The organism is Streptosporangium pseudovulgare (genome assembly GCF_014648055.1).
Taxonomy (GTDB): domain Bacteria; phylum Actinomycetota; class Actinomycetes; order Streptosporangiales; family Streptosporangiaceae; genus Streptosporangium; species Streptosporangium pseudovulgare.
Window position 1 is genome coordinate 114,648 of sequence record NZ_BMQJ01000002.1, and the last position, 21,918, is coordinate 136,565.

The window sequence follows — 21,918 nt, forward strand, 5'->3', positions numbered from 1 at the left end:
GCACGGCGGGCCTGGTCCACCCGCCGTCGCGCGGGTCGAGCGCGTAAGGGGGACCGGCGGGGGCGGCGACGGTCCACAGGCCGCCCACCGGCTCCACGCGCGCCGCGGTCAGGGTTCGGCCCGGCCGGTCGCCCACGCCCACGCGGCGATCGCGACGCGGTTCCTGGCGCCGGTCTTGCGCTGGATGGCGGCGATGTGGTTCTTCACGGTGCCCGGGGACAGGAAGATCTCGGCGGCGATCTCGGCGTTGGTCCTGCCCCGCGCGACCAGGGTCACGATCTCGTCCTCCCTCTCGGTGAGGACCACGCCGGAGGTCTCGCGCGGCCGTTCGTGCCGGCGTAGCAGCCGGACGGTGAGCTGCGGGCTGATGAGCACGTCGCCGCTCATCGCGGCCCGGACGGCCTCGATGAGCAACGTCGGGCCGGAGCGTTTGAGGATGAACCCGGCGGCGCCGTACCGCAGCGCGGCATGGACGTACTCGTCCAGCCCGAAGGTGGTGAGGACCACGACGTGGATGCCGGTGCCGGCCAGCGCGCGGGTCACCTCGATCCCGTCGGCTCCGGGCATGCGGATGTCGGTGAGCACCACGTCAGGCCTGATCGCCTTGGCGGTGTCGATCGCGGTGCGCCCGTCGGCGGCCTCAGCCACCACGGTCATGTCGGGCTGGGCGTCGAGGATCAGGCGGAAGGCGCCGCGGATGCCTTCCTGGTCGTCGGCGATGAGGATGCGGGTGACCACTCCGGCGATTGTTCCAGCGGCAGGCGGGCGGTCAGCGACCACCCCTCGGGTACGGCTCCGGCGACCAGCTCGCCGCCGTGGGCCCGGACGAGCGAGGCCAGGGCGGGCAGGCCGGTTCCGCCGCGCCGGGCGGCCGGGGCGCGCGTCACGCCGTCGTTGGTCATCGTGACCGTCAGGACGCCGGACGACGCGTCGACGCCCAGCTCCACCCGTCCGGCCCGCGGGGCGTGCCGCCGGATGTTGGTCATCCCCTCGACCACGACCCGGTAGGCCAGCGCGGCGGTCTCCGGCGGAGCCGCCACCGCCGGATCCATGCGCAGGTCGACCCGCGCCGGTCCGGCGGCGGAGAACCGTTCGGCCGCCTCCCGGATGCCGCCCAGGTCACCGCCGGGGGTGTGGGGCCGGTCGTGGCGCAGCGTGTCCAGTGTCCGGTCCAGCATGGACAGCGCCCGCTGGCCCGCGGCCTCGACGCGTTCGAGCGCCTGCCGGGGATCGCCCGCCACGAGGCCCGCCTGGGCGTGCGCCACCATCTCGCTGATGTCGTGCGCCAGATAGTCGTGCAGGTCCCCGGCGAGCCGCAGCCGCAGGGCCAGGCGGGTGCCGGCCACCGCGCGCTCCTGTCGTGCGTCGAGAGAGCGCAGGTAACCGCCGACGGCGGCGGCCAGCAGCGCGCCCAGCCCCCAGAACGCGCACACGCCCACCCCTTCCAGCGGCGAGGCGGGCGCGAACACACGCAGCGGCCAGACGGCCGCCGCCAGGCCCGCCGCCGAAGCGGCCACCGCCGCCCGCCGGGACGGCGCGTACCGGACGGCCAGGCCGGCCGACACCATCAGCGCCGCGCTCTCGGCCATGCCGAGCGCGTCGGCGCCGGGCGCCGGCCGCGCCACGTGGGCCAGATGGGCCAGGTGGGCCAGCGTGGCGGCCACCGACACACCCGCCGCCGCCAGAGCCGACGCGGCCGGACCCGGCCGGGAACGAGGCCGGAACCCGCTCACGGCCACCCCGGCGGCGACCACCGCCGGCACCACGGCGACAACCCACATCACGATCACCCGTGTGACGATACGCGTGTCCCGCGCCGCCCGGAGGAGTGCCGAACGGCACCGGTTCCGGCGGCGAAGGGTGCCGAACGGCATCTGGCCCACCCTCCCGCCGTGCCGGAAGGCTGACCACATGACGATCTTCACTTCTCGCCGGCCGGGATACGCGGCGGCACTGTGGGCGCTCGCCTACGGCGTGCTCGGGGCCGGGTGGGCGCTGGGCGCGCCCGGTTACCCGTGGGGGGCCGCCGACCCCGACCCGGACCGGGCCCTGTCGATCCTGGCCGGGTCGACGCCGGACTTCGGCTGGGTGATCGCCGCCTGCTGCCTGCCGGTCGCCGCCACGGCGTGGGCGCTGACCCGCCCGGGCGACCGCCGCGCACCGTTGTTCCTGGCCTGGCCGATCGCCGCGCTCCTGATCCTGGTGATCCCCGACTCGCGGCTCATGATGGGCGTCGCCTACACGCCGCTGCTGCTGGCCGCCCCCCTCTTCGGCTGGGACCTGGGCGGCGCCACCTTCGCCGACGCCTGGCCCTGGCCGGTGCTCAACCAGCTCGTGTGCGTGCTGGGCGGCCTGCTGCTGGCCGCCGCGGCGCTGGCCTACGCGCGCGGCCGCAAGGACCGGCGCCGCTGGTTCACCCCGGAGCGGGGGCGCGTCGCGGTGTACGTGGCGGTCGGGGTGCCGCTGGTGTACTGCGCCACCCGGTGGGCGTGGGCCCTCGGCATCCCGCTCGGCGTGAGCGCGGAGTTCCTGGCCGAGGGCGAGGACGGCCTGTGGCTGTTCGGCGCCTACCTGGCGACCTTCGGCGCGCTCGGCGGCCTGCTCACCCTCGGCCTGACCCAGCGGTGGGGCGAGATCTTCCCGCGCTGGATCCCGTGGCTGCGCGGCAGGAGGGTGCCGCCGCCGCTCGCGGTCATCCCGGCCGGGTTCGTCTCGATCATCGTCACCGTGGCCGGGCTGACCTACATCCGCTGGACCGCCGCCGGCCGGTTCGCCCTGGCCGAGTGGGGGGCATGGCTGCCGGAGTGCTTCTGGCCCGTCTGGGGGGCCGCGCTGGCCACCGCCACCGTCTGCTACCACCTGCGCCGCGGGCGTGACGCGCACCGCGAGGCGGCCGGCCGTACCCCGTGACCGGCGGGGGTCAGACGCCGGCCACAGAGAGGGTGGAGCCGCGGCGTTCCTTGCGGACTCGCAGCTGCGCCGGGACGCGGGTGCGCAGCTCGGCGACGTGGCTGACGATGCCCACGGCCCGGCCGCCGTCGCGCAGGCCGTCGAGGATGTCGAGGACGCCGTCGAGGGTGTCCTCGTCGAGCGTGCCGAAGCCCTCGTCGACGAAGAGCGTGCCGATCTCCACTCCGCCGGCCTCGGCGGTCACCACGTCGGCCAGGCCCAGCGCGAGCGCCAGCGAGGTGATGAAGCTCTCCCCGCCGGACAGCGTCGCCGGATCGCGGTCCACGCCGGTCCAGCCGTCCAGGATCCGCAGGCCCAGCCCGCCGCCGGATCTGCTGCGGTCCCCGGCGGAGCGGCCGAGGTTGTGCTCCAGCAGGTAACGCCCGCCGGACATGTGGTCGAGCCGTTCGTTGGCCGCCGCGACCACCTGGCGCAGCCGCTCGCCGAGGACGTAGGACGACAGCCGCATGTTCCACCGGTTGTCGGTGGAGTTGCCGCCGGTGAGGGCGGCCATCCGCTCGGTCAGGCGGTGCCGTTCGGCGGCGGGCAGCCAGCGGTCCAGGCATCCCTCCAGCTCGGCGCGGAGCACGGCCAGCCGCTCCCGGCGGGCCTCGGCGCCGTGCAGGGCGGAGCGCAGGCCGGCGTGGGCCTCGTCTGCGGCGTCGTGGTCCCGCCGCAGCCCGTCGAGGTCGGGCTCGGGCTCCGCGGCGGCGGCGATCAGCTCCGGGTCGGCCAGCATGGCGGTGACGGCGGCGCGCTCCTCGTCGAGCTCGCGCAGCCGCGCGGCCTTCTCCTCCTGCTCCGCGGGCGGGCGGACCGCCGAACGGGCGTCGTCGACGCATCGGAAGCCCGCCTCGGCGACGGCGGCCAGGGCGCGGGTCCGCGCCGCCTCCAGCTCGGCGGCGGTGACCCGCTCCTCCCTGGCGGCCTCGGCCGCCTCCCTGAGCAGCTCCGCCTCGTCGGCCAGCCGGTCCAGCCGGTGGGTCAGGCTCGGGTCGTCGCCGCGGGCCTCGTCGAGGCGCGCGGCCAGCCGCTCCGCCTCGGCGGTGAGCTTGTCGGCGTGCGTACGGCGGGCGGCCAGGGTGACCGCCAGCTCACGCGAACGCTCCCGCGCCGCCTCCAGCTCGGCCGCGGTCCGGCCGGCCTCCTCGGCCAGCGCCGGTTCGGCCGCCGCGGACCCCCGCAGCCCGGCCAGGGCCCGCTCGGCCTCCTCCAGCCCGGCCGCGGCGTCCGCCACGGTCAGGTCGGCGGCGGAGCACGCGTCGCGGTGGGCGGCCTCGACGTCGGCGGCACGGACGGCGGCGGCGAGCGCGGCGGCCAGCAGCGCGGCCTCCCCGGCGAGCCGGTCGCGGCGGTCCTGGACCGTGGGGTCGGCGCCGCGGGCGTCGTCCAGCCGGGCGGTCAGCCGGTCGTGCTCGGCCCGCCAGCCGGACCGGCGGGCGCCGCCCTCGGCCAGCGCGCGGGCGGCCTCGGCGGCCCGCCGCCGCGTGTCGTCCAACTCGGCCGCGAGGCGGCCGGCCTCCGCGGCGAGCGCGGCCTCGGTCCCGGCCGCGGCGGACAGGTCCGCCAGCTCGCGGCGGGCCTCGCCGAGGGCCTCCTCTGCGGCGGTCACCGTGAGGTCCCCGGCGGCGGCGAGGGCCTCGCCGAGCCGGGAGTCCAGGGCGGTGACGGCGACCTCGGCGGCCCGCCGCCGTTCGGCCGCGGCGTCGTAGGCGCTCTGTGCGGCGCGTTCGTCCTCGGCGGTGGGGGCCTCGGCGGCGGGCGCGGCCGGGGCGGGATGGTCGGGCGAGCCGCAGACGGCGCAGGGCTCGCCGGGTCGGAGCTTGGCCGCCAGTTCGGCCGCCATGCCGTCGATCCGGGCCTGGCGGAGGTCGAGGTGACGGTCGCGGAGCCGCTGCGCGTGGTCGGTGGCCCCGGCCAGGGCCGTACGGGCCTCGGCCAGCTCCGCGCGGAGCCCGTCGCGGCGGCGGGCGGCGTCGAGCCGGGCGGCGGCGGCGTCCACGACGGCCCGCGCGGCGGGCACCCGGGCCACCCGCGATCTGACCTCGGTCAGCCGGGCGGTCACGTCGTCCAGCGCGACGGGGAGGTCCCGCTGGGCCTCCTGGAGCGCGGCCTCCCGCGCCTCGGCGCCGGCCAGCTCGGCGTCCAGGCCGGCCAGCAGGCCCTCCAGCTGGGCGAGGTGCTCCTCGTCGGCTCGCAGACCCTCCAGGGCGGCCAGTTCCTCGCCGCGCTCGCGCTCGCGGGCGGCGAGCGCCTCGCGCGGCCCGGCGGGGTCCGCGGCCGGGCGGAGGGCGTCCGGGAGGGCGGCGAGCCGGGCGGTGACGTCCCGGCGGGCCTCCGCCAGCTCGGCGGCGAGGCGGTCGCGGTGCTCGGCCGCCGTCAGGCGGGCGGCGGCGGTCTGCCGGACGGCCTCGGCGGCCGGGACGCGCGCCGCGTCGAGGCGGACCGCGACCAAGCGGGCCTCGGCGTCCTCGCGCAGGCCGGGCAGGACCGCGAGGCGGGCGTCGGTCTCGGCCTGGGCCGCGCCCAGGGCGGTGATCTCGGCGTCGGCGCGCTCGCGCTCCTCGCGGATCCGCGCCAGGCGCGCCTCCTCGGCGCGCAGCTCCGCCAGCCGGCTGATCTCGGCGCGGCGGTCGCCTTCCAGGCCGGCCAGGCGGTCGGGGGTGACGTCGGCGGCGATCGCGACGTCCACGGCGTCCGCACCGCCGGCGGCGATCGCACCGGTCGCACCGGCCACGGTGATCGCGGCGGCCGCGGCGTTCTCGTCGCCCGCGGCGGCCCTGGCGTTCGCTGCGGCCGCGGCGTCGCCGGAGACGCCGAGCAGGGGCAGGGCGCGGGCGAGGGCGTCGGCGGCCATGTCATGGGCCTTGCCGGCGGCCTCGGCGCGCTGCTCGACGGCCTGCAGGAGGGGCAGCACCCGGTCGGCGCGGGCCGCCTCCGCGAGGATGATCTCCAGGTCGGCCCGCTCCTCGGCGGTCTCCTCCAGGGCGTGGCCGCGCGCCAGCGCGTCAGCGTGGCGCCGCCGCCGGTCGGCCAGGGCCATGCCCCGCTCCAGCTCCGCGCGGGCCCGCCGTACCGCCGCCTCGCTGTCGGCGCGGGCCAGGCCCGCCCGGGCGGCCTCCCGCGCGGCGAGCGTCTCCAGGGCCGCGGCCCAGCCCCGCGGGTCGTCCTCGGGGTCCGGAGCCGGGGCGGGGACGGCGGCGGTGCGCCCGGCGTCCCCGGCGTCCCCGGCTTCCGGTGTGTGCTCGGCGGAGGCGTCTCCGCTCGCCGCATCCCCGGCGGAGGCGTCTCCGCTCGCCGCATCCCCGGCGGTGGCGGGCGTCCCGGACGCCTCGGAGCCGGCGGCCAGGGCGGCGAGGAGGGCCGGGCCCGCGGCCTCCTCCAGGCGCTGGACGGCGAAGTCGACCTCCCTGCGCAGCGTCTGCTGCTCGCGGTGGGCCTCGGTCCGCCGTTCGGCCAGCCAGGTCTCGGCGGCGGCGTAGAGCCGTACGGAGAACAGGCGCTCCAGGACCCGGCGGCGGTCCTCCCCGTCGGCGCGCAGGAACCGGGCGAAGTCGCCCTGGGGCAGCATCGCCACCTGGAAGAACTGGTCGGCGTTCATGCCCAGCAGGTTGCCGATCAGCTCCCCGGCCTCGTCGACCCGGGTGGTCAGCCCGAGCCACTCCCCCGAGGGGAGGAGCTCCTGCAGCACGGCCTTCTCGTTCTCGCGCGTGGTGCCGACGCCCTTCTTCTTGGGGCGCTGCCAGGCGGGCGAGCGGGTGATCTTCAGCCGCCGCCCCCGGAGGGTGACCTCCAGGGCGACGCTCGGTCCCCGGCCGGGCGGGGCGTGGTCGCAGCGCAGGCTCTTGGCGCTGTCGCGCCTGCCCGGCACCCTGCCGTACAGGGCGTAGCAGAGCGCGTCCAGCACCGTGGTCTTGCCCGCGCCGGTGGGGCCCTGGATCAGGAACAGCCCGGCTTCGGTGAGGGCGTCGAAGTCGATCTCCTCCTCACCGGGGAAGGAGCCGAAGGCACTGATCCACAGACGGTGCGGGCGCATCTACGCCATCGCCTCCTTGACACGGCAGGCCTCGACGGCCTCCTGGAGCAACCGGGTCTCCTGATCGTCGGCGGCCTCGCCGCGCACCTCGCGGACGAAGTCGAGCGCCACTTCGATCTCGGGGCGGCCGGCCAGCCGCGGCCGCGCCACGGTCTCGCGGACGCCGCCCTCCGGTTCGAAGGAGAGCGCCAGGGTGTGCTCGAAGCGGGCCCGGAGCCGTTCCATGGCGCCCTTCGGCCGGATCGGGTCGGTGAGCGTCACGTGGAGCCAGTGGTCCTCGTGGCGGGCGTGCTCGGCCGCGGTGAGCAGGTCGTCGAGGCGGCCCCTGAGCGTGCCGACCGGGCGGGGCACCGGCGCCTCGGCGAACTCGGCGCTCACCTCGCCGCCGGGCGCCAGGTCCACCAGCCAGGAGCCCTTGACCTGGCCCTCCTCGGAGAAGGAGTAGGCGATCGGGGAACCGGAGTAGCGCACGGTCTCGCTCATCCGCTGGCGGCCGTGCAGGTGGCCCAGCGCGACGTAGTCGACGCCGTCGAAGGCCGAGACCGGGACGTGGGCGACGCCGCCGACGCTGATGTCGCGCTCGCTGTCGCTGGCCCGGCCGCCGGTCACGAAGGCGTGGGCCAGGACGACCGACCGGCCGCCCCGGCGCGCCAGGTCGGCGCGGACCAGGGACATGGCGTGCCCGAGCGCCGCGGTGTGGGTGCGCTCGGGCAGCTCCCACGGGCCGCGCACCAGCTCCGGCTCCAGGTACGGGATGCCGTAGAACGCCACGTCGTCGATCACCACGGGCTCGCCGGCCCAGTCGGGGTCGGTGCGCAGGTGGACCCCGGCGGCGTCCATCAGGCCGGCGCCGAACCCGAGGCGGCGCGCGGAGTCGTGGTTGCCGCTGATCAGCACCGTGCGGACGCCCTCGGCTGCCAGCCGCCGCAGCGCCTCGTCGCACAGCCGCACCGCGTCGACCGAGGGCAGCGCGCGGTCGTAGACGTCACCGGAGACCACGACCACGTCCACCTTCTCGGACCGGACCGTCTCGATCAGGTGGTCGACGAAGACCCCCTGGGCGGCCAGGAGGCTCTCGCGGTGGAACGAACGGCCCAGGTGCCAGTCCGAGGTGTGCAGCAGGCGCATGTCACCTGAAGCTAACAGGCCACGGCGGCAAATGTGGCTTCTTGCGTCACATGGGAAACGCCCCATGTCCTGCGGGCACGGGGCTGGGTACTCTGGATGATCAGGGAGACCGTACCGGTCGCGTACCGGCCGTGGGGTTCTCCCGCGAGGCGGGTGACGATCGGGAAGCGGGTCGGCATGCGGGTTGGCCGGGGCGCGGTGGGCGCCGCCGCGGGCGTATCCATGATCATTCTCGCGCTGGTGGGCTATGTCCTGCCACCGCCGTTCGACCCCGCGCCGCTGAGCGCCGGGCCCGTCTTCCGGTCGCTGCCCGCCCAGCCCACGGCCGAGCTGCGGCCGGTGTCCGCGACCACCCCGATCACCACGCGGGACATCACCGTCGACGTCGGGGACGTGACCCTGGAGGCCACCGTGCGGGCGCCCCTGACACCCGGCCGGCACCCGGCCATGGTGTTCGTCCAGGGGGCCGGTCCCGGCCTGCGCGGGGAGTTCGCCACCCAGGCCGAGTGGCTGGCCAGGGCGGGGATCGTCACGCTGGCCTACGACAAGCGCACGGCCGGCTACGACTTCCGCGACCGCGACTTCGACCTGCTCGCCGACGACGCGCTGCGCATGCTGTCCCGGCTGCGCGAGCGCCCCGACGTCGATCCGGCCCGGACGGGCCTGTGGGGGGTGAGCGAGGGCAGCTGGGTGGTCCCGATCGCGGCGGCCAGGAGCGACGACGTCGCCTTCGCCGTGCTGGTGTCGGCGCCCAACGTCTCACCGCTGCGGCAGGTCACATGGGCGATGGGCGAGCAGCTCGACCGGCTGCACGCGCCCGGCGGGGTACGCGACCTCATCATCAGGGCGATGAGCGCGGTCCACATGAACTTCCTGCGCTACGACGGGGCGCCCGTGCTGCGCCGGGTCCGTCAGCCGGTCCTCGCCCTGTACGGCACGCGCGACCCGTCGATCCCGTTCGTGGAGAGCAGCCGGGCGCTCACCGACGCGCTCGCCGCGGGCGGCAACGCCGACTACACGATCCGATACCTGGACGGCGCCGACCACGGGATGCGGATCCACGGCGGCCCGTTCGTCCGGGCCTACCTGCCGACCCTGGCGAACTGGGTCAACGGCCTGCCCGGCACCGCTCGGCCGGCCGTGCACGTCGCCGGCGCCACCCCCGTCCAGCGGTTCGAGGCCAGCGACCCGCCCAGCGCCCCCTGGTACGCCGGGGGCGCGGTCGTGACGTTCGTGCTCTGCCTGACCCTCGCCGGGTACGTCGCCGGGCCGGTGGCGGAGATGGTGGTGCGGCTGCGCGGCCGGCGGCCGCACGCCGAGACCTGCGCGCTGGTGTGGCCGCCGATCCGCCGCCGGCTGCGCCGGATGGCGTGGACCGGCGCGGGGCTGCTGGCCGCGGTGGCGGCGTTCATCACGCTGCTGGTGCTGTTCTCGGTCAACCAGGCGGGAGCGTGGCCGGCGGTGCTCTCCGGCTGGCTCGTCATCCGGATCCTCGCGGTGCTCATGCTGGTGCAGGAGATCACCGCCGTCGCGGCGGTCGCCTCCGGGATCGGGCAGGGCTGGCGGCCGAGCCGCGCGCAGCGTGTGGCGATGGCGGGGGTGCTGGGCGGCACCGGAGTGCTGCTGGTGGCCGGCGCCTACTACAGCCTGTTCGCCTTCCCCTGGTAGCGGCCGGCCGGGGCGGCGCGCCGTACGGGCGGGCGGGTCCGGCGGACTCGTGAGAGCGGCCGGGCGGGTCCGCCGGTCAGACGTAGCAGGTGAGCCAGCGGTCCATCTCGGTGAACACCTGCCTGCGGACCGGCTCGGCCGACAGCGCGAGGTCGTGCACGCCGCCGGCCACCCGCACGCACGTCACGTGGTGCCCGATCCTGGTCGCCCAGTGGGCGATCTGCTCCGGGTCGAGCACGACGTCGGCGGCCTGGGCCTCCGGCGCGAAGTCGCGCAGCCGCAGTCCCCTGGCGGCGCAGAGCACCAGGACAGGGACGTCCACCCGCAGTCCGGCGTGCAGGCGCCGCTGGGCCCGGCGGATCGCGGCCAGCCAGGCCGCGTGCACCGGGAAACCGCCGATCGGCTTCCACTCCAGGTCGAAGTCCCACTCGCCGTGGTGGTCGCGGTGCAGGCTGGTGCCGTAGGCGGTGGCGGCGCCGAGGGGCAGTACGGCGTGCCGCGGCATCCTCGCCATCGGCCCCCTCAGCAGGTCGGCCGCGATCCGCAGCGGGGCGGGGACGTTGAGGTCGAGGAAGGGGCTGTTCAGCATCAGTCCCTGGACGAGGCCGCGGCCGCGGACCCGGTCGGCCCAGAGCGCGGTCACCAGGCCGCCGGTGGAGTGGGCGTTGAGGACGACCGTGCGGTGGCCGTCCCGCTCGCGGACGAGCCGGACCGCCTCGTCGATCTCCGGGAAGTACTCGGTGACGCTGCGCACGAACCCGCGGGTCTGGTGCGGCAGCAGCGAGCGGCCGTACTTGCGCAGGTCGAGGGCGTAGAAGTCGAGCCCCTTGGCGGCGAAGTGCTCGGCCAGGTGGGTCTGGAAGAAGTAGTCGGTGAACCCGTGGACGTACAGCACGGCGCCGCGCGCCGGTGCGGCGGCGCGGCGACGCACCAGCGTGGCGACGACCTCCCCCTCGTCGTCGTCGGCCATGGGCAGGACGGTGAGCTCGTAGCCGGGGCCGAGGACGTCGGTCATGGGGCCGGCACCCCCATCGGTCCGGTCCCCGGAGAGGGGTTCGGGGGCGGCGGCGCCGTGCTCGGTCTCGGGGGAGGACATGGGCGGCATCCTATTTCAGGACGATCCGCTTCAGGACGATCGGCGGGACGGCCGCCCACGGACCATGAGCCGATCTCCTGCCATCGCCCGGCGAGTACCAGAGGCTCACACGGCGATGCGTCTGTCCTGTGCCGTGCCGTGGAGGCGTCCCGGCGGGGGCTTCCGGCCGCGGGCGATCGGCAGGAGGTCCTGACAGGATGCGTCGTTCGCGGTGCGGCTCGTGCCTCCGCTGCCCGAAGCCGGGGTGCCCTAGAGTCGCCGCATGCGACGAAGGACAGGACTGGCGATGGCCGGGGCCGCGGCCCTGATCTGGGGCGAGTGGTTGAACTGGCGCTGGTCTCGGGCTCTCGTGGGAAGCGGTGAGGGCGATTCCGAGGCCGTGGTCGTGCTGGGCTACCGGAACCCCCAGGCGACGGCGAACTTCGTCAACCGCTGGCGGGTCCGCGCCGGCATTCGCTCCATCGCCGCCGGCCGCCCGCATGGCACTCGCGTGATCTTCAGCGGCGGTGCGGCCGGCGGCGCCGCCGCGGAGGCCCGGCTGATGGCCGACTACGCGAAGTCGGTGCTCAAGTTCGACGGCACAGTGCTCCTTGAGGACCGAAGCGCGACGACATGGGAGAACATCGCGAACGTGATCCCACTGCTTGAGGACGTCGACCGCATCAAGATCGCCTCTCAGCCGGCTCACGCGCTCAAGGCCCGCGCGTACTTACGGCGACGGCGCCCTGATCTGGCCAGGAGGCTCGTGCGTGCGGATGACTACCGCCCTGGCGAGTGGATGGTCGTCAAGCCGCTGCTGGCTCTGTACGGACTCTGGACGCTTCGGGGTCTCAAGGCCGACGAACGGAAGGTCTCGCCGTAGGCGGCCGCTGTCGCGCCGGCGCACTAATGGTGGTTCTTGAGGGCCGCTGTCGCGTCGGCGTCACGAACGGTGGTTCTTGAGCCCACGTTCGATCGGCCCGCGGATCATGGGTCCGCTCGCTCCTCCCCCGGTCGCCCGTCAGGCCGCGTACGACTCCTTGGCCAGGCGGCGGACGCGGGACTCGTCGACGTTGTGGCCCAGGCCCGGCTGGGTGAGCGGCACCGCCACCACCCCGCCGGAGGCGCCGACCGGCGGCGTCACGATCTGGGCGCTGCGCGGCGGCTCGGCCACGTCGCACGGCAGGTCGCAGCCCGGCAGACTGGCCGCGGCGACCGTGGCCGCCCGCGCGAGCCCGCCGCCCTGCCCGCCGGCGCAGGAGATCTCCCAGCCCGCGGCGACGGCGTGGTCGTGGGCCCGGCGCACCTCACGCAGCGACCCCATCGCCGCGGGGCGCAGCAGCAGCGCCCGCCCGGCCCCGGCGGCGATCGCCTCGCACAGCCCGGCCACCGAGGGGACCTCCAGCAGGACCGGCGCGGCGACGCGCTCCTGCAGGTCGGCGTGGTCGGCGAAGCCGGCCGGCCCGGTGAAGGGGCGCTCGATGGCGGAGAGCGTGTAGCCGTCCAGCGCCTCCAGCGCGCCGACGTCGGTGTAGGCGCCGTGGGCGTCGACGCCGATGCCCAGCGCCGGGTACGCCTGGCGGACGGCGCGCAGCGGCTCGATGTCCCAGCCGGGATGGACGTCCAGGGTGACGTGGGTGTACCCCGCGCAGACGTGGCGGTTCACCCGGGCGACCAGGCTGTCCAGGTCGCGTTCGGCGGCGATCCGGACGGTCGCGGTCAGGTAGGTGCGGTTGCCGCCCAGCGCGTGGGCCAGCGGCACGCCGCGCATCCGGGCCCACAGGTCCCAGCAGGCCATGTCGGAGGCGGAGCCCCCGGGGACCACGCCCAGCTCGTCGGGGTGCTCCCAGTCGACGCCGATCAGCGCCCTGCTGAGCCCCTCCTCCATCGCCGCCCACGTCTTGGCGTCGGGATCGACGACCTCGCCCCATCCGGTCATGCCCCCGTAGTCGGTGAGCCGGACCATGAGGCTCTCGGGCCGCCTGCCGTACGGCAGGACCACCCGGAACACTTCGAGCTCACGTACCCGCGGCATGCACTCCCCCTGATCTCCCCGAGGCGCTGAGACACGAATCCCGCCCGAAGGCGGGACTCCGTCTCAACACGGAGGAGAGCGGCGTTCTTCCCACGCTTCAACGGTAGTCGCCGAGAAATCGGATTCCTCCCCGGCCTTCAGGCCGGGGAGGAATCCAGCCTCCCGCGTAGCGCAGACCGGCTGCCGATGCGGCGGCGGGCGGGCATGCCGAAGTTCAAGAAGAAGCACCTCGCCGCCCCGACGCTGAACTACACCCGGCGGGGTTTCCGGCTCAAGGAGGGCCGCCTGCACCTGGCCGGGGGCATCGCGGTGACGGTGGTGTGGTCGCGGGACCTGCCCGCCGAACCGTCCAGCGTGCGGATCCACCGCGACCCCGTCGGCCACCTCTACCCCTCCTTCGTCGTGCCCGCGCGTGTCGAGGAGCTGCCTGCCACCGGCCGGGCGATCGGCATCGACTGGGGCGTCAAAGACATCGCCGCCACCACCACCAGCGACGCCCATGACCTGCCGCACCCTCAGTACGGGCGGGCGGCGGCGGCGAAGCTGGCGCGGTATCAGAAGATGATGGCTCGCCGCAGGCCGCCGAAGGGCAGGCCCGCCTCCACCGGCTACCGTAAGGCCGCCCGCCAAGCCGCCAAGGCCCACAGGAAGGTCGCCCGGCAGCGCGCCGACGCCGCCCGCAAGTGGGCCAAGAAGGTCGTGCGCGACCACGACGTCCTGGCGGTGGAGGACTTCACGCCGAAGTTCCTGGCACGCTCCACGATGGCGCGCAAGGCCGCCGACGGCGCGATCGGCGCCACCAAGAACGCCCTGATCGAGATGGCCCGCAAACACGGCCGCATCGTTCATCTGGTCAATCCCGCGCACACCACCATGGACTGCGCAGGCTGCGGAGCGAGAACCAAGCACGCCCTGCCGCTGTCGGAACGCACCTACACCTGCACCGCGTGCGGAGTCTCCTGTCCCAGGGACAAGAACTCCGCCCGCGTGATGCTTCTCCGGGCTGGTCTGGACCCGGTCGGCGTCGAGGGCGTAAGACCTGACGGGCCGCCGGCCCGTCAGGCGGCCTGAGCCGGGAATCCCCTCCCTTCAGGGAGGGGAGCAGTCAAGTTCTGACCCTGCCCGCGACGAGTGCCCCGGCCGCCGCCATCAGGGCGACGAGGGCGAAGCAGAGCACGTAGGTGAGGGCCGCGGCGCCGAGGACGGCCTGCACCGCGCCGGCGACCGCGATCGAGACGACGGTGTAGACCGACTCCGCCACGCCCATCGACGCGCTGTTCTCCCCCTCCTCCCCCGGCCGTGACAGCTCCAGGACCAGCACCGACAGCGTCGGGTACACGATCCCGATGCCGAGGCCCGCGATGATCTCGGCGAGGAACGCGACGGCGACCGGGACCGCCGTGAAGACGGTGACGGCCATCAGCGCGAGGCCCACGGTGATGAGCACCATGCCGGACCGCAGGACGAGCACCCGGTCCATCCGCTTGCGTCCCACCAGCCACGAGCCGAACGACCAGCTCAGCGCGCCGCCGGTCAGCGTGAGACCGGCCATGGTGAGCGTCAGGCCGCGCTGCTGGTTGAGCATCAGCGGCAGGAACGCCTCGCCGCCCATGACCGCGCCCGCCGCGATCCCGCGCAGCCCGACCACCGCGGGCAGGCCGCGGGCGGCTCGCAGCGCGCCGGTGGGCAGCAGCCGGGGCAGCGATCCGGCCAGCAGCGCCAGGCCCACGAGGAGCAGGAGCAGTCCGGCGCCGCGGGCCGCGCCGCCGTACTGCATGAGCGCCGCGCCGGCCGCCGCCAGCATCGCCCAGCCGAGGCGCCGCCCGATCGGGGTCCGCTCCCCCCGCGGCGGCCGCTCCGACATCGGCGTGGTGGTCAGGCCCCGCAGGAGCAGCAGCGCGGCCGGGAGGACGAGCACGGCCACGCCGGCGAAGATCCAGCGCCAGCCGGCGCTCTCCACGACGAATCCGGCGACGGCCGGGCCGACCATGGACGGCACCACCCAGGCGGTGGCGAAGACGGAGAACACCCGGGGGTGCAGCTCCGCCGGGTAGACCCGGGAGACCAGCACGTACATCGAGACCTGGAAGACACCGCCGCCGAACCCCTGGACGAACCGGCCGGCGATGAACACGTCCATCGTCGGCGCGGCCCCGGCCACCACCAGCCCCACGACGAAGGTCGCCACGCCGGTCCACAGCGGCGCGACCGGCCCGGAGACGTCGCTCCACCGCCCGCCCAGCACCGTGGCGACCACCCCGGCGGCCAGCGCCCCGCTGAACGCCAGCGCGTACAGCCCCTGCCCGTGCAGCTCGTCCGCCACGACCGGCATGGCGGTCGCCACCGCCAGGTACTCGAACGCGACAAGGGTGATGATCGCCACCAGGCCCACGGTCAGGGCGCGGTGGCGTCTGGCGAAGATTCCCTCCGCCGGTACGGCGGTCGTTGCAGAAGTCACGAAAGGGAGATTACGGCGGGCATCCGCGCGCGGCGTCGGCCGTACGGCCGGACCTTGGTCCTAGGTCCGGCCCTGTCCGCGGGCCGGGACCGGCCGTGGCCTGAGACCGGGTTCCGCGGCGCGAAGGCGGTGCGAGGCGCCCGGCGGGGACGGGGCCGCCGTGCCCGTCCCCGCCGGTGGTCAGGTGGCCGCGCGGCCCAGCTCCCGCTCGGCCCACCCGCCGATGTCGCGCCGCTCGATCGCGGCGGCCATCAGTCCGGGGAAGGCGTCGGGGGTGCAGGCGAACGCGGGAACGCCCAGCGCGGCCAGCGCGGCGGCGTTGTCGCGGTCGTAGAAGGGCGCGCCCTCGTCCGACAGCGCGAGCAGCACGATCACCTGGACCCCGGCCGCCGTCATCTGCGCGACCCGGCGCAGCATCTCCTCCCGCACGCCGCCCTCGTACAGGTCGCTGATCAGGATGAAGATGGAGTCGGTGGGCCGGGTGATGAGACCCTGGCCGTAGGCGATGGCGCGGTTGATGTCGGTGCCGCCGCCGAGCTGGGTGCCGAACAGCAGCTCCACCGGGTCGTGGAGCTGGTCGGTGAGGTCGACGACCGAGGTGTCGAAGACCACCAGCGACGTCCTCAGCGAACGCATCGAGGCGAGGACCGCGCCGAAGACGCTGGAGTAGACGACGGAGGCCGCCATCGACCCGCTCTGGTCGATGCACAGCACGACCTCGCGCTGGACGGCGCGCTGCCGCCTGCCGTACCCGACCAGTCTGGAGGGCACCACGGTGCCGCGCTCGGGCAGGTAGTTCTTGAGATTCGCCCGGATCGTACGGTCCCAGTCGATGTCGGCGACCCGCCTGGGGCGGTGGGTCCGCGCCGAGCGGTCCAGCGCCCCGGTGACGACCGCCCGGGTCTTCTGGGTGAGCCGCCGTTCCAGCTCCGCGACGACCTTGCGGACCACCGCCCGGGCCGACTCGCGCGCCCGCTCGGGCATCACCCGGTTCAGCGACAGGAGGGTGCCGACCAGGTGCATGTCCGGCTCGACGGCCTCCAGCATCTCCGGCTCCAGCAGCAGCCGGGTGAGGTTCAGCCGCTCGACGGCGTCCTTCTGCATGACCTGGACGACGGTCGAGGGGAAGTAGGAGCGGATGTCGCCCAGCCAGCGCGCCACCCTGGGCGCCGAGGCGCCCAGGCCGCCGCTCCGCTCCCCCTGGCCCTCGCCGCCGTCGCGGTTGTAAAGAGCGGCCAGGGCGCCGTCCATCCGGGCGTCGGCGCCGGACAGCGCGCACCCGGTGCCGTCGGCGTCCCCGCCGAGCACGAGCCGCCAGCGGCGCAGCCTCTCGTCGGCCGCCGGATCGGCGTCCTCCGCGGTCACCGCGGTCGCCGTGGTCACGGCCGGGTCGGTCGCGGGAGCGGCCGGGTCGGTCGCGGGAGCGGTCACCGGGTCTCCGTTCGTCTCGGGTGCGGTCACCGGGGCCCTCCCGGAGGGGTCTCGGGGCCTCGCGTGGTTCCGCGGGCGGTCATGGGGTCTCCGTCCTTCCCAGCAGCGCCAGCACGGTCCGCACCGCGGCGGCCGCGCGTGCCTCGTCGATCTCGTCGGCCGCCGCGGCGGCCGTCTCCCGGGTGCCGAGCGCTCGGACCCGGGAGCCGATCGAGCGCCGCTCCGGCGCGGCGAAGGCGCCGAACGTCCTGCGCAGCAGCGGCAGCACGTCCACGAACGCCTCCGGGGCGAGGCCGGCCAGCCACCCGTCGACCAGCCCGAGCAACCGGGCGTCGTGGACGAGCAGCAGGCCGCCGCCGGACAGGAAGCCCTCGATCCAGGCCGCCGCGCGGGCCGGCGGGTGCCCCGCCGACGTGGACAGCGCCATCCGCCGGCCCGCCTCCGCGTCGTCGAGGTCCCCGGCGTCCAGCAGGATCCTGGTGAGCCGTCCCTCGATCAGCCCGTGCAGGCCGGAACGGCCGGACAGACCGCGCAGCGCGGCCGTCCACCGGCCGCGCGGCGTCCCGTCACCGGAGACGCCGTCGGCGGGGCCGTCATCGAGGAGGGCGACGGCCGCGTGCACCTCGTCGATGTGACGCAGCAGGTCGCGGGCGGCGTCGTCGTCCAGGCCGGTGACCGCCGCGCCCAGCCCGACGCAGATCCGGGTGAGCAGGGCGTCGACGATCGCGGCCAGGCCCTCGGCGGGCGTGCCGCGCACGTCGCCGTAGCGCCGGGCGCGCACCATCGCCGGGAGCGCGGCCATCAGGTGCGTGACGTCGCTGTCGAGCGCCGCCCGCGCCGCCAGCGTGTCGAGGACGTACGGCAGCGCGTCCGGCAGGTCGGCCAGCAGGCACCGCTCGACGAGCCCGGTGAGGTCGGCCAGCGACACCCGGCCGGACCCCTGCCCGCCGGAGGGGCCGGAACCGCCGGGGCCCGGCCCGGGACCCGCCGTGCCACCGGGGGACCCGCCGGGGCCGGACGGGCCGGTGTTCGGTCCGCCGTCCGCCAGGTCGCGGGCCCGCGCGGAGGCCGCGGCCGGGACGGTGGTGCCCCAGGCGCCCGCCTCGATCAGGTCGACGTCGAACTCCGGCCGCCAGACGAGCGTCCACGACTCGCGGAAGGTGCCCTTGCCGCGGCTGCGCGCCGGGACGCCCCAGTCGACGCCGAGCAGCCGCAGCCGGTGCAGCAGCCTGCTGCGGTCGAGGTCGAGGGGTTTGCGCAGGTCGAGGTCGAGCTCGCGGTCGAGGGCCTCCGGCTTGAGCCGGAGACGCCGCTGCTCCTCGCGCAGATGGCGCTGGAGCGGCACCATCGGCGTCGAGTCGGGGACGTGGCCGAGCCGCTCCCCCACGACCATGCGCCGCCGGATCAGCTCCACCGGCAGGTCGTCGCCCTCGCACAGCACGGCCCGGGCCGCCTCGACGACCTCCGCGAGCCCGGCCAGGGGCCGGCCGCGCAGCACGGCCAGGCTCCCGGCCAGCCGTACCGCCTCGATGACGTGCGCCGAGGAGACCGGCAGACCCTCGTCGCGCAGCACGCCCGCGGCGGCGGCCAGCCACCGTTCCACCGGGCGGTCGGCGGAGGCGAACAGGTGGTGGTACCAGCCCGGTGACGTCACCCCGGCGCCGTAGCCGCTCCAGGCGGCCAGCCTGCCGTACGTCCACGGCACCCAGGTGATCTCGGCCTTGACCTTGGGCAGTCCCCGCAGCAGCGCGTCGTCGGCCTTGACCGGGGGCAGCCCGGCGCCCCAGGCGCCGTCCCTGCCGGGGACGCCGGTCAGGGCGGGGACGTGCCAGGCGCCGCAGACGACGGCGATCCGCTCGAACCCCTCCTTGACGGCCCTGCGGATCGTGCGCCGCATGTACGCCTCGCGCCGGGCCTCGCGGACGTCGGGGACGTGCCCGTCGCGGACCGCCGCCATCGCCTCGGCGATCACCTCGAACGGCGTGTCGCCCCGGTGCTCGACCGCGTCCTCCCACCAGCGTTCCGGGTCGTCGTATCCGGCGGCGCAGGCGAGGGCCGCGATCGGGTCGACCGGTACGGCCGGCGCCCCGGACTCCGGCGCGGCCGCTCCGGGCCCGCCTTCGCCGGGGCCTCCGCCGGCGGGGCCGTCCGGTGAGCCGTCCCGGTCGAGGGCGAGGCCGTGGGCGGCGGGCAGGTCGCAGAAGCGGACCGGGACGCCCGTCCGCACGGCGTGCCGGATCGCCTGCCACTCGGGGGAGAACTCCGCGAACGGCCAGAACGCCGCCCTGGCCGGCTCTCCGGGCACGTGGGCCAGCAGAGCGACCGGGGGCCGGAGGCCCGGGTCGGCGGCCAGCCCGGCCAGCGCGTCCGCCTCGGGCGGCCCCTCGATGAGCACGATGTCCGGCTTGAGGCGTTCGAGCTCGTCTCTCAGGGACCGCGCGGACCCCGGCCCGTGATGCCGGATCCCCAGCACCGAAACGCTCATCGGCCGCCCCCGGCCACCGGGACCGCCACCCGGCCGCGAGCCGGACCGCCCGGAGGACGCGCCGCCCCGGCCCGCGGCGCGGTCCGCCCCGGCGTCGCGGCCCCGGCGGAGGGCGCCGTCTCAGTCCGCATCGCGGCAGGCCCGGTAGAAGTCACGCCAGTCCTCGCGTTCGCGGACGACGGTCTCGAGGTATTCGCGCCAGACGACGCGGTCGGAGACCGGGTCCTGGACGACGGCGCCGACGATCCCGGCGGCGACGTCGGAGGGGCGCAGCACCCCGTCACCGAAGTGCGCGGCCAGGGCGATGCCGTTGGTGAGGACGGAGATCGCCTCGGCGGTGCTGAGCGTGCCGCTGGGCGACTTGACCTTGGTGCGGCCGTCCTCGGTGACGCCGGCGCGCAGCTCGCGGAAGACCGTGACGACGCGGCGGATCTCGGCGAGGCCGGTCAGGGTCTCGGGCAGCTCCAGGGAGCGGCCGAGCTGCTCGACGCGGCGCGAGACGATGTCCACCTCCTCCTCGGCGGTGGCCGGGACCGGCAGCACGACGGTGTTGAACCTGCGGCGCAGCGCGCTGGACAGCTCGTTGACGCCCCGGTCGCGGTCGTTGGCGGTCGCGATGACGTTGAAACCGCGCGCGGCCTGCACCTCCTCGTTGAGCTCGGGGATCGGCAGCGTCTTCTCCGACAGTACGGTGATCAGCGCGTCCTGGACGTCGGAGGGCATGCGGGTCAGCTCCTCCACCCGGGCGATCCTGCCCTCGGCCATCGCGCGCATCACCGGGCTCGGGGTGATCGCCTCGCGGGACGGCCCCTCGGCGAGCAGCCGGGCGTAGTTCCAGCCGTAGCGGACGGCCTCCTCGGCGGTGCCGGCCGTGCCCTGCACCAGGAGCGTCGAGTCGCCGCTGATCGCGGCGGCCAGGTGCTCCGACAGCCAGGTCTTGGCGGTGCCGGGCACGCCGAGCAGCAGCAGCGCGCGGTCGGTGGCGAGGGTGGCCACGGCGACCTCCACGATGCGCCGGGGGCCGATGTACTTGGGGGTGACCGCCTCGCCGTCGCCCATGACGTACGTCGTCACCGCCCACGGCGACAGCTTCCAGCCCGGTGGCCGGGGTCGGTCGTCGTCCTTCGCGAGGATCTCCAGCTCGTCCGCGAACTGGTCTTCGGCGTGGGCCCGCAGAACCGTTGTCAAGAAAGCTCCTTCACCATGTCGTAGCGGAAACGCAGGAGGGCGGCGACCTCCTGGACGGGCGGTTCGGGCGAGAGCCGCTCGGCCTCGCCGTACAGGGCGGGGTCGACGCGCTCGCCGGCGAGCCTGGTCAGCTCGCCGAGGTTCCAGGGCTGCGTGCCGGAGACCTCGATGATCTTCTCCAGCACGGCGGACGCCAGCTCGGGCCCCCAGGGCGCGGCGGCGCCCCCGAGGACCATGATCAGCTGACCGTCGAGGCCGTGCCGCCGGACGAAGCCGGCGGCGACGCGCTCCCGCTCGGCGGCGGGCAGTACGGCCAGCAGGTCGGCGAGCGGGTCGTGGGCGAACAGCTCCCGCGCCCACTCGGGGTCGCCCTGCAGGACGGCGGCCCGCACCCATCCCGCCATGACCTCGCGCCCCCAGTCGGTGATCCTCATGCGGACGAGCTCGCCGGGCGGGCGGCCGAGCAGCCGCGGCCACACCCCGAGCGGGGTGCGCGCCACCGCCTGCTGGAGCCACCAGCTCCGCTCGCCGGTGCCGTGCGGCGGCCTGGCGCGGATGCCGTCGCGTTCCGTCGCGGCGTCACAGGCGGTGGGCGGGGTGACGCGGATCCGGCCGTCCTCGACGGAGAACCACCCCGTGACCCGCTCGGCCATCCGCGCGGCCAGCCGCGAGCCGGGCAGCCGGGTGAGCAGGTCGGCGGCCAGCTGGCGGACCTCCCGGCGGCGGTCGTCGAGGGCGGCCTCCAGGAACGGCTCGTCGTCCGGCGAGAGCCGGTCGGCGAGGATCTCCAGGAACGCCGCACGGTCGCCGGGGGTCTCCTTCGCCCACCCCCGGGTGAGCAGGCTCCTGGCCGCCGCCGGGTCGGCCGCCCGCAGCGCGGCCAGGAAGGCGCGGCGGTCGCCGGGAGCGCCCAGCTCCCAGACGTCCGGCGCGCCGCCGGAGCCGCCGGGGACGGCGCCGGCCCCGGCCGTGGCGGTGGGAACGGGGGCGGTGGGCTCGTTCAGCAGGAAGCCCCAGGCGAGGTTGAGACCGGCCAGCCACCGGCCCCGGTTTCCGGCGAGGACGCCGAGGTGGGGCCGGATCGACCGGTCGCGGGCGGCCTGGTCGAGGAGCTCCGGCAGCAGGTGCGGCGGGACACGGCGGCCGTGCCCGGCCGCGACGCGCAGCCACTCGGGAAGCAGCCTCGGCTGCTCGCCGCCGAGGATCCTGGCGAGCCGGTCGGCCGCCGGGCGGGAGACCCCCGGCCGGTCCTCGGGCGGGGCGGCGGCCACCGGCTCGGCGGCCAGGGGACGGCGGCCCGCCCGCATCCGCACGGTCTGCACGGCGGCGCGTTCGAGCAGTTCGGCCTCCGGGGCCGCCGTACCGGCCAGGGGACGGCGGTCGGTGCCGACCAGCGCGGTGGAGACCAGCTCCTCCCATTCGGGCGGGGCGTTCACCAGGACCTCCCGGGGATCGTCCCGGCCCA

The 21,918-nt window shown here is 75.8% G+C and carries 15 protein-coding genes; 4 read left to right on the plus strand and 11 right to left on the minus strand.

The genetic code is table 11. From position 1 onward, the window contains the following. Positions 1–108 precede the first annotated feature (108 nt). Positions 109–738, minus strand: a complete 630-nt coding sequence (locus tag IEZ10_RS04415) for a response regulator (RefSeq protein ID WP_189245175.1) — start codon at positions 736–738, stop codon at positions 109–111. Further along, entirely contained in the window at positions 678–1,781 is a 1,104-nt protein-coding gene (locus IEZ10_RS04420) for a sensor histidine kinase (RefSeq protein WP_229811034.1), read from the minus strand. The genes IEZ10_RS04415 and IEZ10_RS04420 overlap by 61 nt, the downstream gene beginning before the upstream one ends. A gap of 130 nt (positions 1,782–1,911) precedes the next feature. Between IEZ10_RS04420 and IEZ10_RS04425 the strand changes: the two genes are divergently transcribed. Then, positions 1,912–2,910: a hypothetical protein gene (locus IEZ10_RS04425; protein ID WP_189245177.1), complete on the plus strand. Its 999-nt coding sequence runs from the start codon at positions 1,912–1,914 to the stop codon at positions 2,908–2,910. Between the two features lie 10 nt (positions 2,911–2,920). Here IEZ10_RS04425 and IEZ10_RS04430 read toward each other — a convergent pair whose 3' ends face one another. Together IEZ10_RS04430 and IEZ10_RS04435 are read right to left on the minus strand one after the other, a co-directional pair. After that, the gene (locus IEZ10_RS04430; RefSeq protein WP_189245178.1) at positions 2,921–6,985 is read right to left on the minus strand and encodes an AAA family ATPase; all 4,065 of its coding nucleotides are present in this window, start codon (positions 6,983–6,985) and stop codon (positions 2,921–2,923) included. Next, entirely contained in the window at positions 6,986–8,113 is a 1,128-nt protein-coding gene (locus IEZ10_RS04435; protein ID WP_189245179.1) for an exonuclease SbcCD subunit D, read from the minus strand. 153 nt (positions 8,114–8,266) lie between these two features. Here IEZ10_RS04435 and IEZ10_RS04440 point away from each other — a divergent pair, with 153 nt between their 5' ends. After that, a complete protein-coding gene (locus IEZ10_RS04440) occupies positions 8,267–9,781 on the plus strand; it encodes an alpha/beta hydrolase family protein (RefSeq protein WP_229810949.1) in 1,515 nt (504 codons plus the stop codon). Positions 9,782–9,857: 76 nt separating this feature from the next. On the opposite strand, the gene IEZ10_RS04445 is transcribed toward IEZ10_RS04440, so the two are convergent. Next, positions 9,858–10,877: an alpha/beta hydrolase gene (locus IEZ10_RS04445; protein WP_229810950.1), complete on the minus strand. Its 1,020-nt coding sequence runs from the start codon at positions 10,875–10,877 to the stop codon at positions 9,858–9,860. A 262-nt stretch (positions 10,878–11,139) separates the two neighbouring features. On the opposite strand from IEZ10_RS04445, the gene IEZ10_RS04450 reads away from it, so the two are divergent. Next, the gene (locus IEZ10_RS04450; protein WP_189245180.1) at positions 11,140–11,739 is read left to right on the plus strand and encodes an ElyC/SanA/YdcF family protein; all 600 of its coding nucleotides are present in this window, start codon (positions 11,140–11,142) and stop codon (positions 11,737–11,739) included. Positions 11,740–11,877: 138 nt separating this feature from the next. Here IEZ10_RS04450 and IEZ10_RS04455 read toward each other — a convergent pair whose 3' ends face one another. Beyond that, positions 11,878–12,891 carry an enolase C-terminal domain-like protein gene (locus tag IEZ10_RS04455; protein ID WP_189245181.1) on the minus strand — a complete coding sequence of 338 codons (1,014 nt, stop codon included), beginning with the start codon at positions 12,889–12,891 and terminating at the stop codon, positions 11,878–11,880. 186 nt (positions 12,892–13,077) lie between these two features. On the opposite strand from IEZ10_RS04455, the gene IEZ10_RS04460 reads away from it, so the two are divergent. After that, positions 13,078–13,962, plus strand: a complete 885-nt coding sequence (locus IEZ10_RS04460; protein WP_189245182.1) for an RNA-guided endonuclease InsQ/TnpB family protein — start codon at positions 13,078–13,080, stop codon at positions 13,960–13,962. 34 nt (positions 13,963–13,996) lie between these two features. On the opposite strand, the gene IEZ10_RS04465 is transcribed toward IEZ10_RS04460, so the two are convergent. The 5 genes from IEZ10_RS04465 to IEZ10_RS04485 form a co-directional block, all read right to left on the minus strand. Next, entirely contained in the window at positions 13,997–15,349 is a 1,353-nt protein-coding gene (locus IEZ10_RS04465; RefSeq protein ID WP_229810952.1) for an MFS transporter, read from the minus strand. Between the two features lie 180 nt (positions 15,350–15,529). Beyond that, positions 15,530–16,714, minus strand: coding sequence for a VWA domain-containing protein (locus IEZ10_RS04470; protein ID WP_189245685.1), 1,185 nt, complete (start codon positions 16,712–16,714; stop codon positions 15,530–15,532). A gap of 145 nt (positions 16,715–16,859) precedes the next feature. Continuing rightward, positions 16,860–19,265, minus strand: a complete 2,406-nt coding sequence (locus tag IEZ10_RS04475; RefSeq protein ID WP_189245183.1) for a DUF5682 family protein — start codon at positions 19,263–19,265, stop codon at positions 16,860–16,862. A gap of 120 nt (positions 19,266–19,385) precedes the next feature. Next, on the minus strand, positions 19,386–20,453 hold the full coding sequence (locus IEZ10_RS04480; RefSeq protein WP_179827306.1) for an ATP-binding protein: 1,068 nt from the start codon (positions 20,451–20,453) through the stop codon (positions 19,386–19,388). Beyond that, positions 20,450–21,889: a DUF5691 domain-containing protein gene (locus IEZ10_RS04485; protein WP_189245184.1), complete on the minus strand. Its 1,440-nt coding sequence runs from the start codon at positions 21,887–21,889 to the stop codon at positions 20,450–20,452. The genes IEZ10_RS04480 and IEZ10_RS04485 overlap by 4 nt, the downstream gene beginning before the upstream one ends. Positions 21,890–21,918 lie beyond the last annotated feature (29 nt).

Excerpts from the sequence above, each read along its gene's own strand:
- IEZ10_RS04420 (WP_229811034.1), bottom strand. The coding sequence starts at position 1,781 with ATGTGGGTTGTCGCCGTGGTGCCGGCGGTGGTCGCCGCCGGGGTGGCC.
- IEZ10_RS04425 (WP_189245177.1), top strand. The coding sequence starts at position 1,912 with ATGACGATCTTCACTTCTCGCCGGCCGGGATACGCGGCGGCACTGTGG.
- IEZ10_RS04430 (WP_189245178.1), bottom strand. The coding sequence starts at position 6,985 with ATGCGCCCGCACCGTCTGTGGATCAGTGCCTTCGGCTCCTTCCCCGGT.
- IEZ10_RS04435 (WP_189245179.1), bottom strand. The coding sequence starts at position 8,113 with ATGCGCCTGCTGCACACCTCGGACTGGCACCTGGGCCGTTCGTTCCAC.
- IEZ10_RS04445 (WP_229810950.1), bottom strand. The coding sequence starts at position 10,877 with ATGTCCTCCCCCGAGACCGAGCACGGCGCCGCCGCCCCCGAACCCCTC.
- IEZ10_RS04450 (WP_189245180.1), top strand. The coding sequence starts at position 11,140 with ATGCGACGAAGGACAGGACTGGCGATGGCCGGGGCCGCGGCCCTGATC.
- IEZ10_RS04455 (WP_189245181.1), bottom strand. The coding sequence starts at position 12,891 with ATGCCGCGGGTACGTGAGCTCGAAGTGTTCCGGGTGGTCCTGCCGTAC.
- IEZ10_RS04460 (WP_189245182.1), top strand. The coding sequence starts at position 13,078 with ATGCGGCGGCGGGCGGGCATGCCGAAGTTCAAGAAGAAGCACCTCGCC.
- IEZ10_RS04475 (WP_189245183.1), bottom strand. The coding sequence starts at position 19,265 with ATGAGCGTTTCGGTGCTGGGGATCCGGCATCACGGGCCGGGGTCCGCG.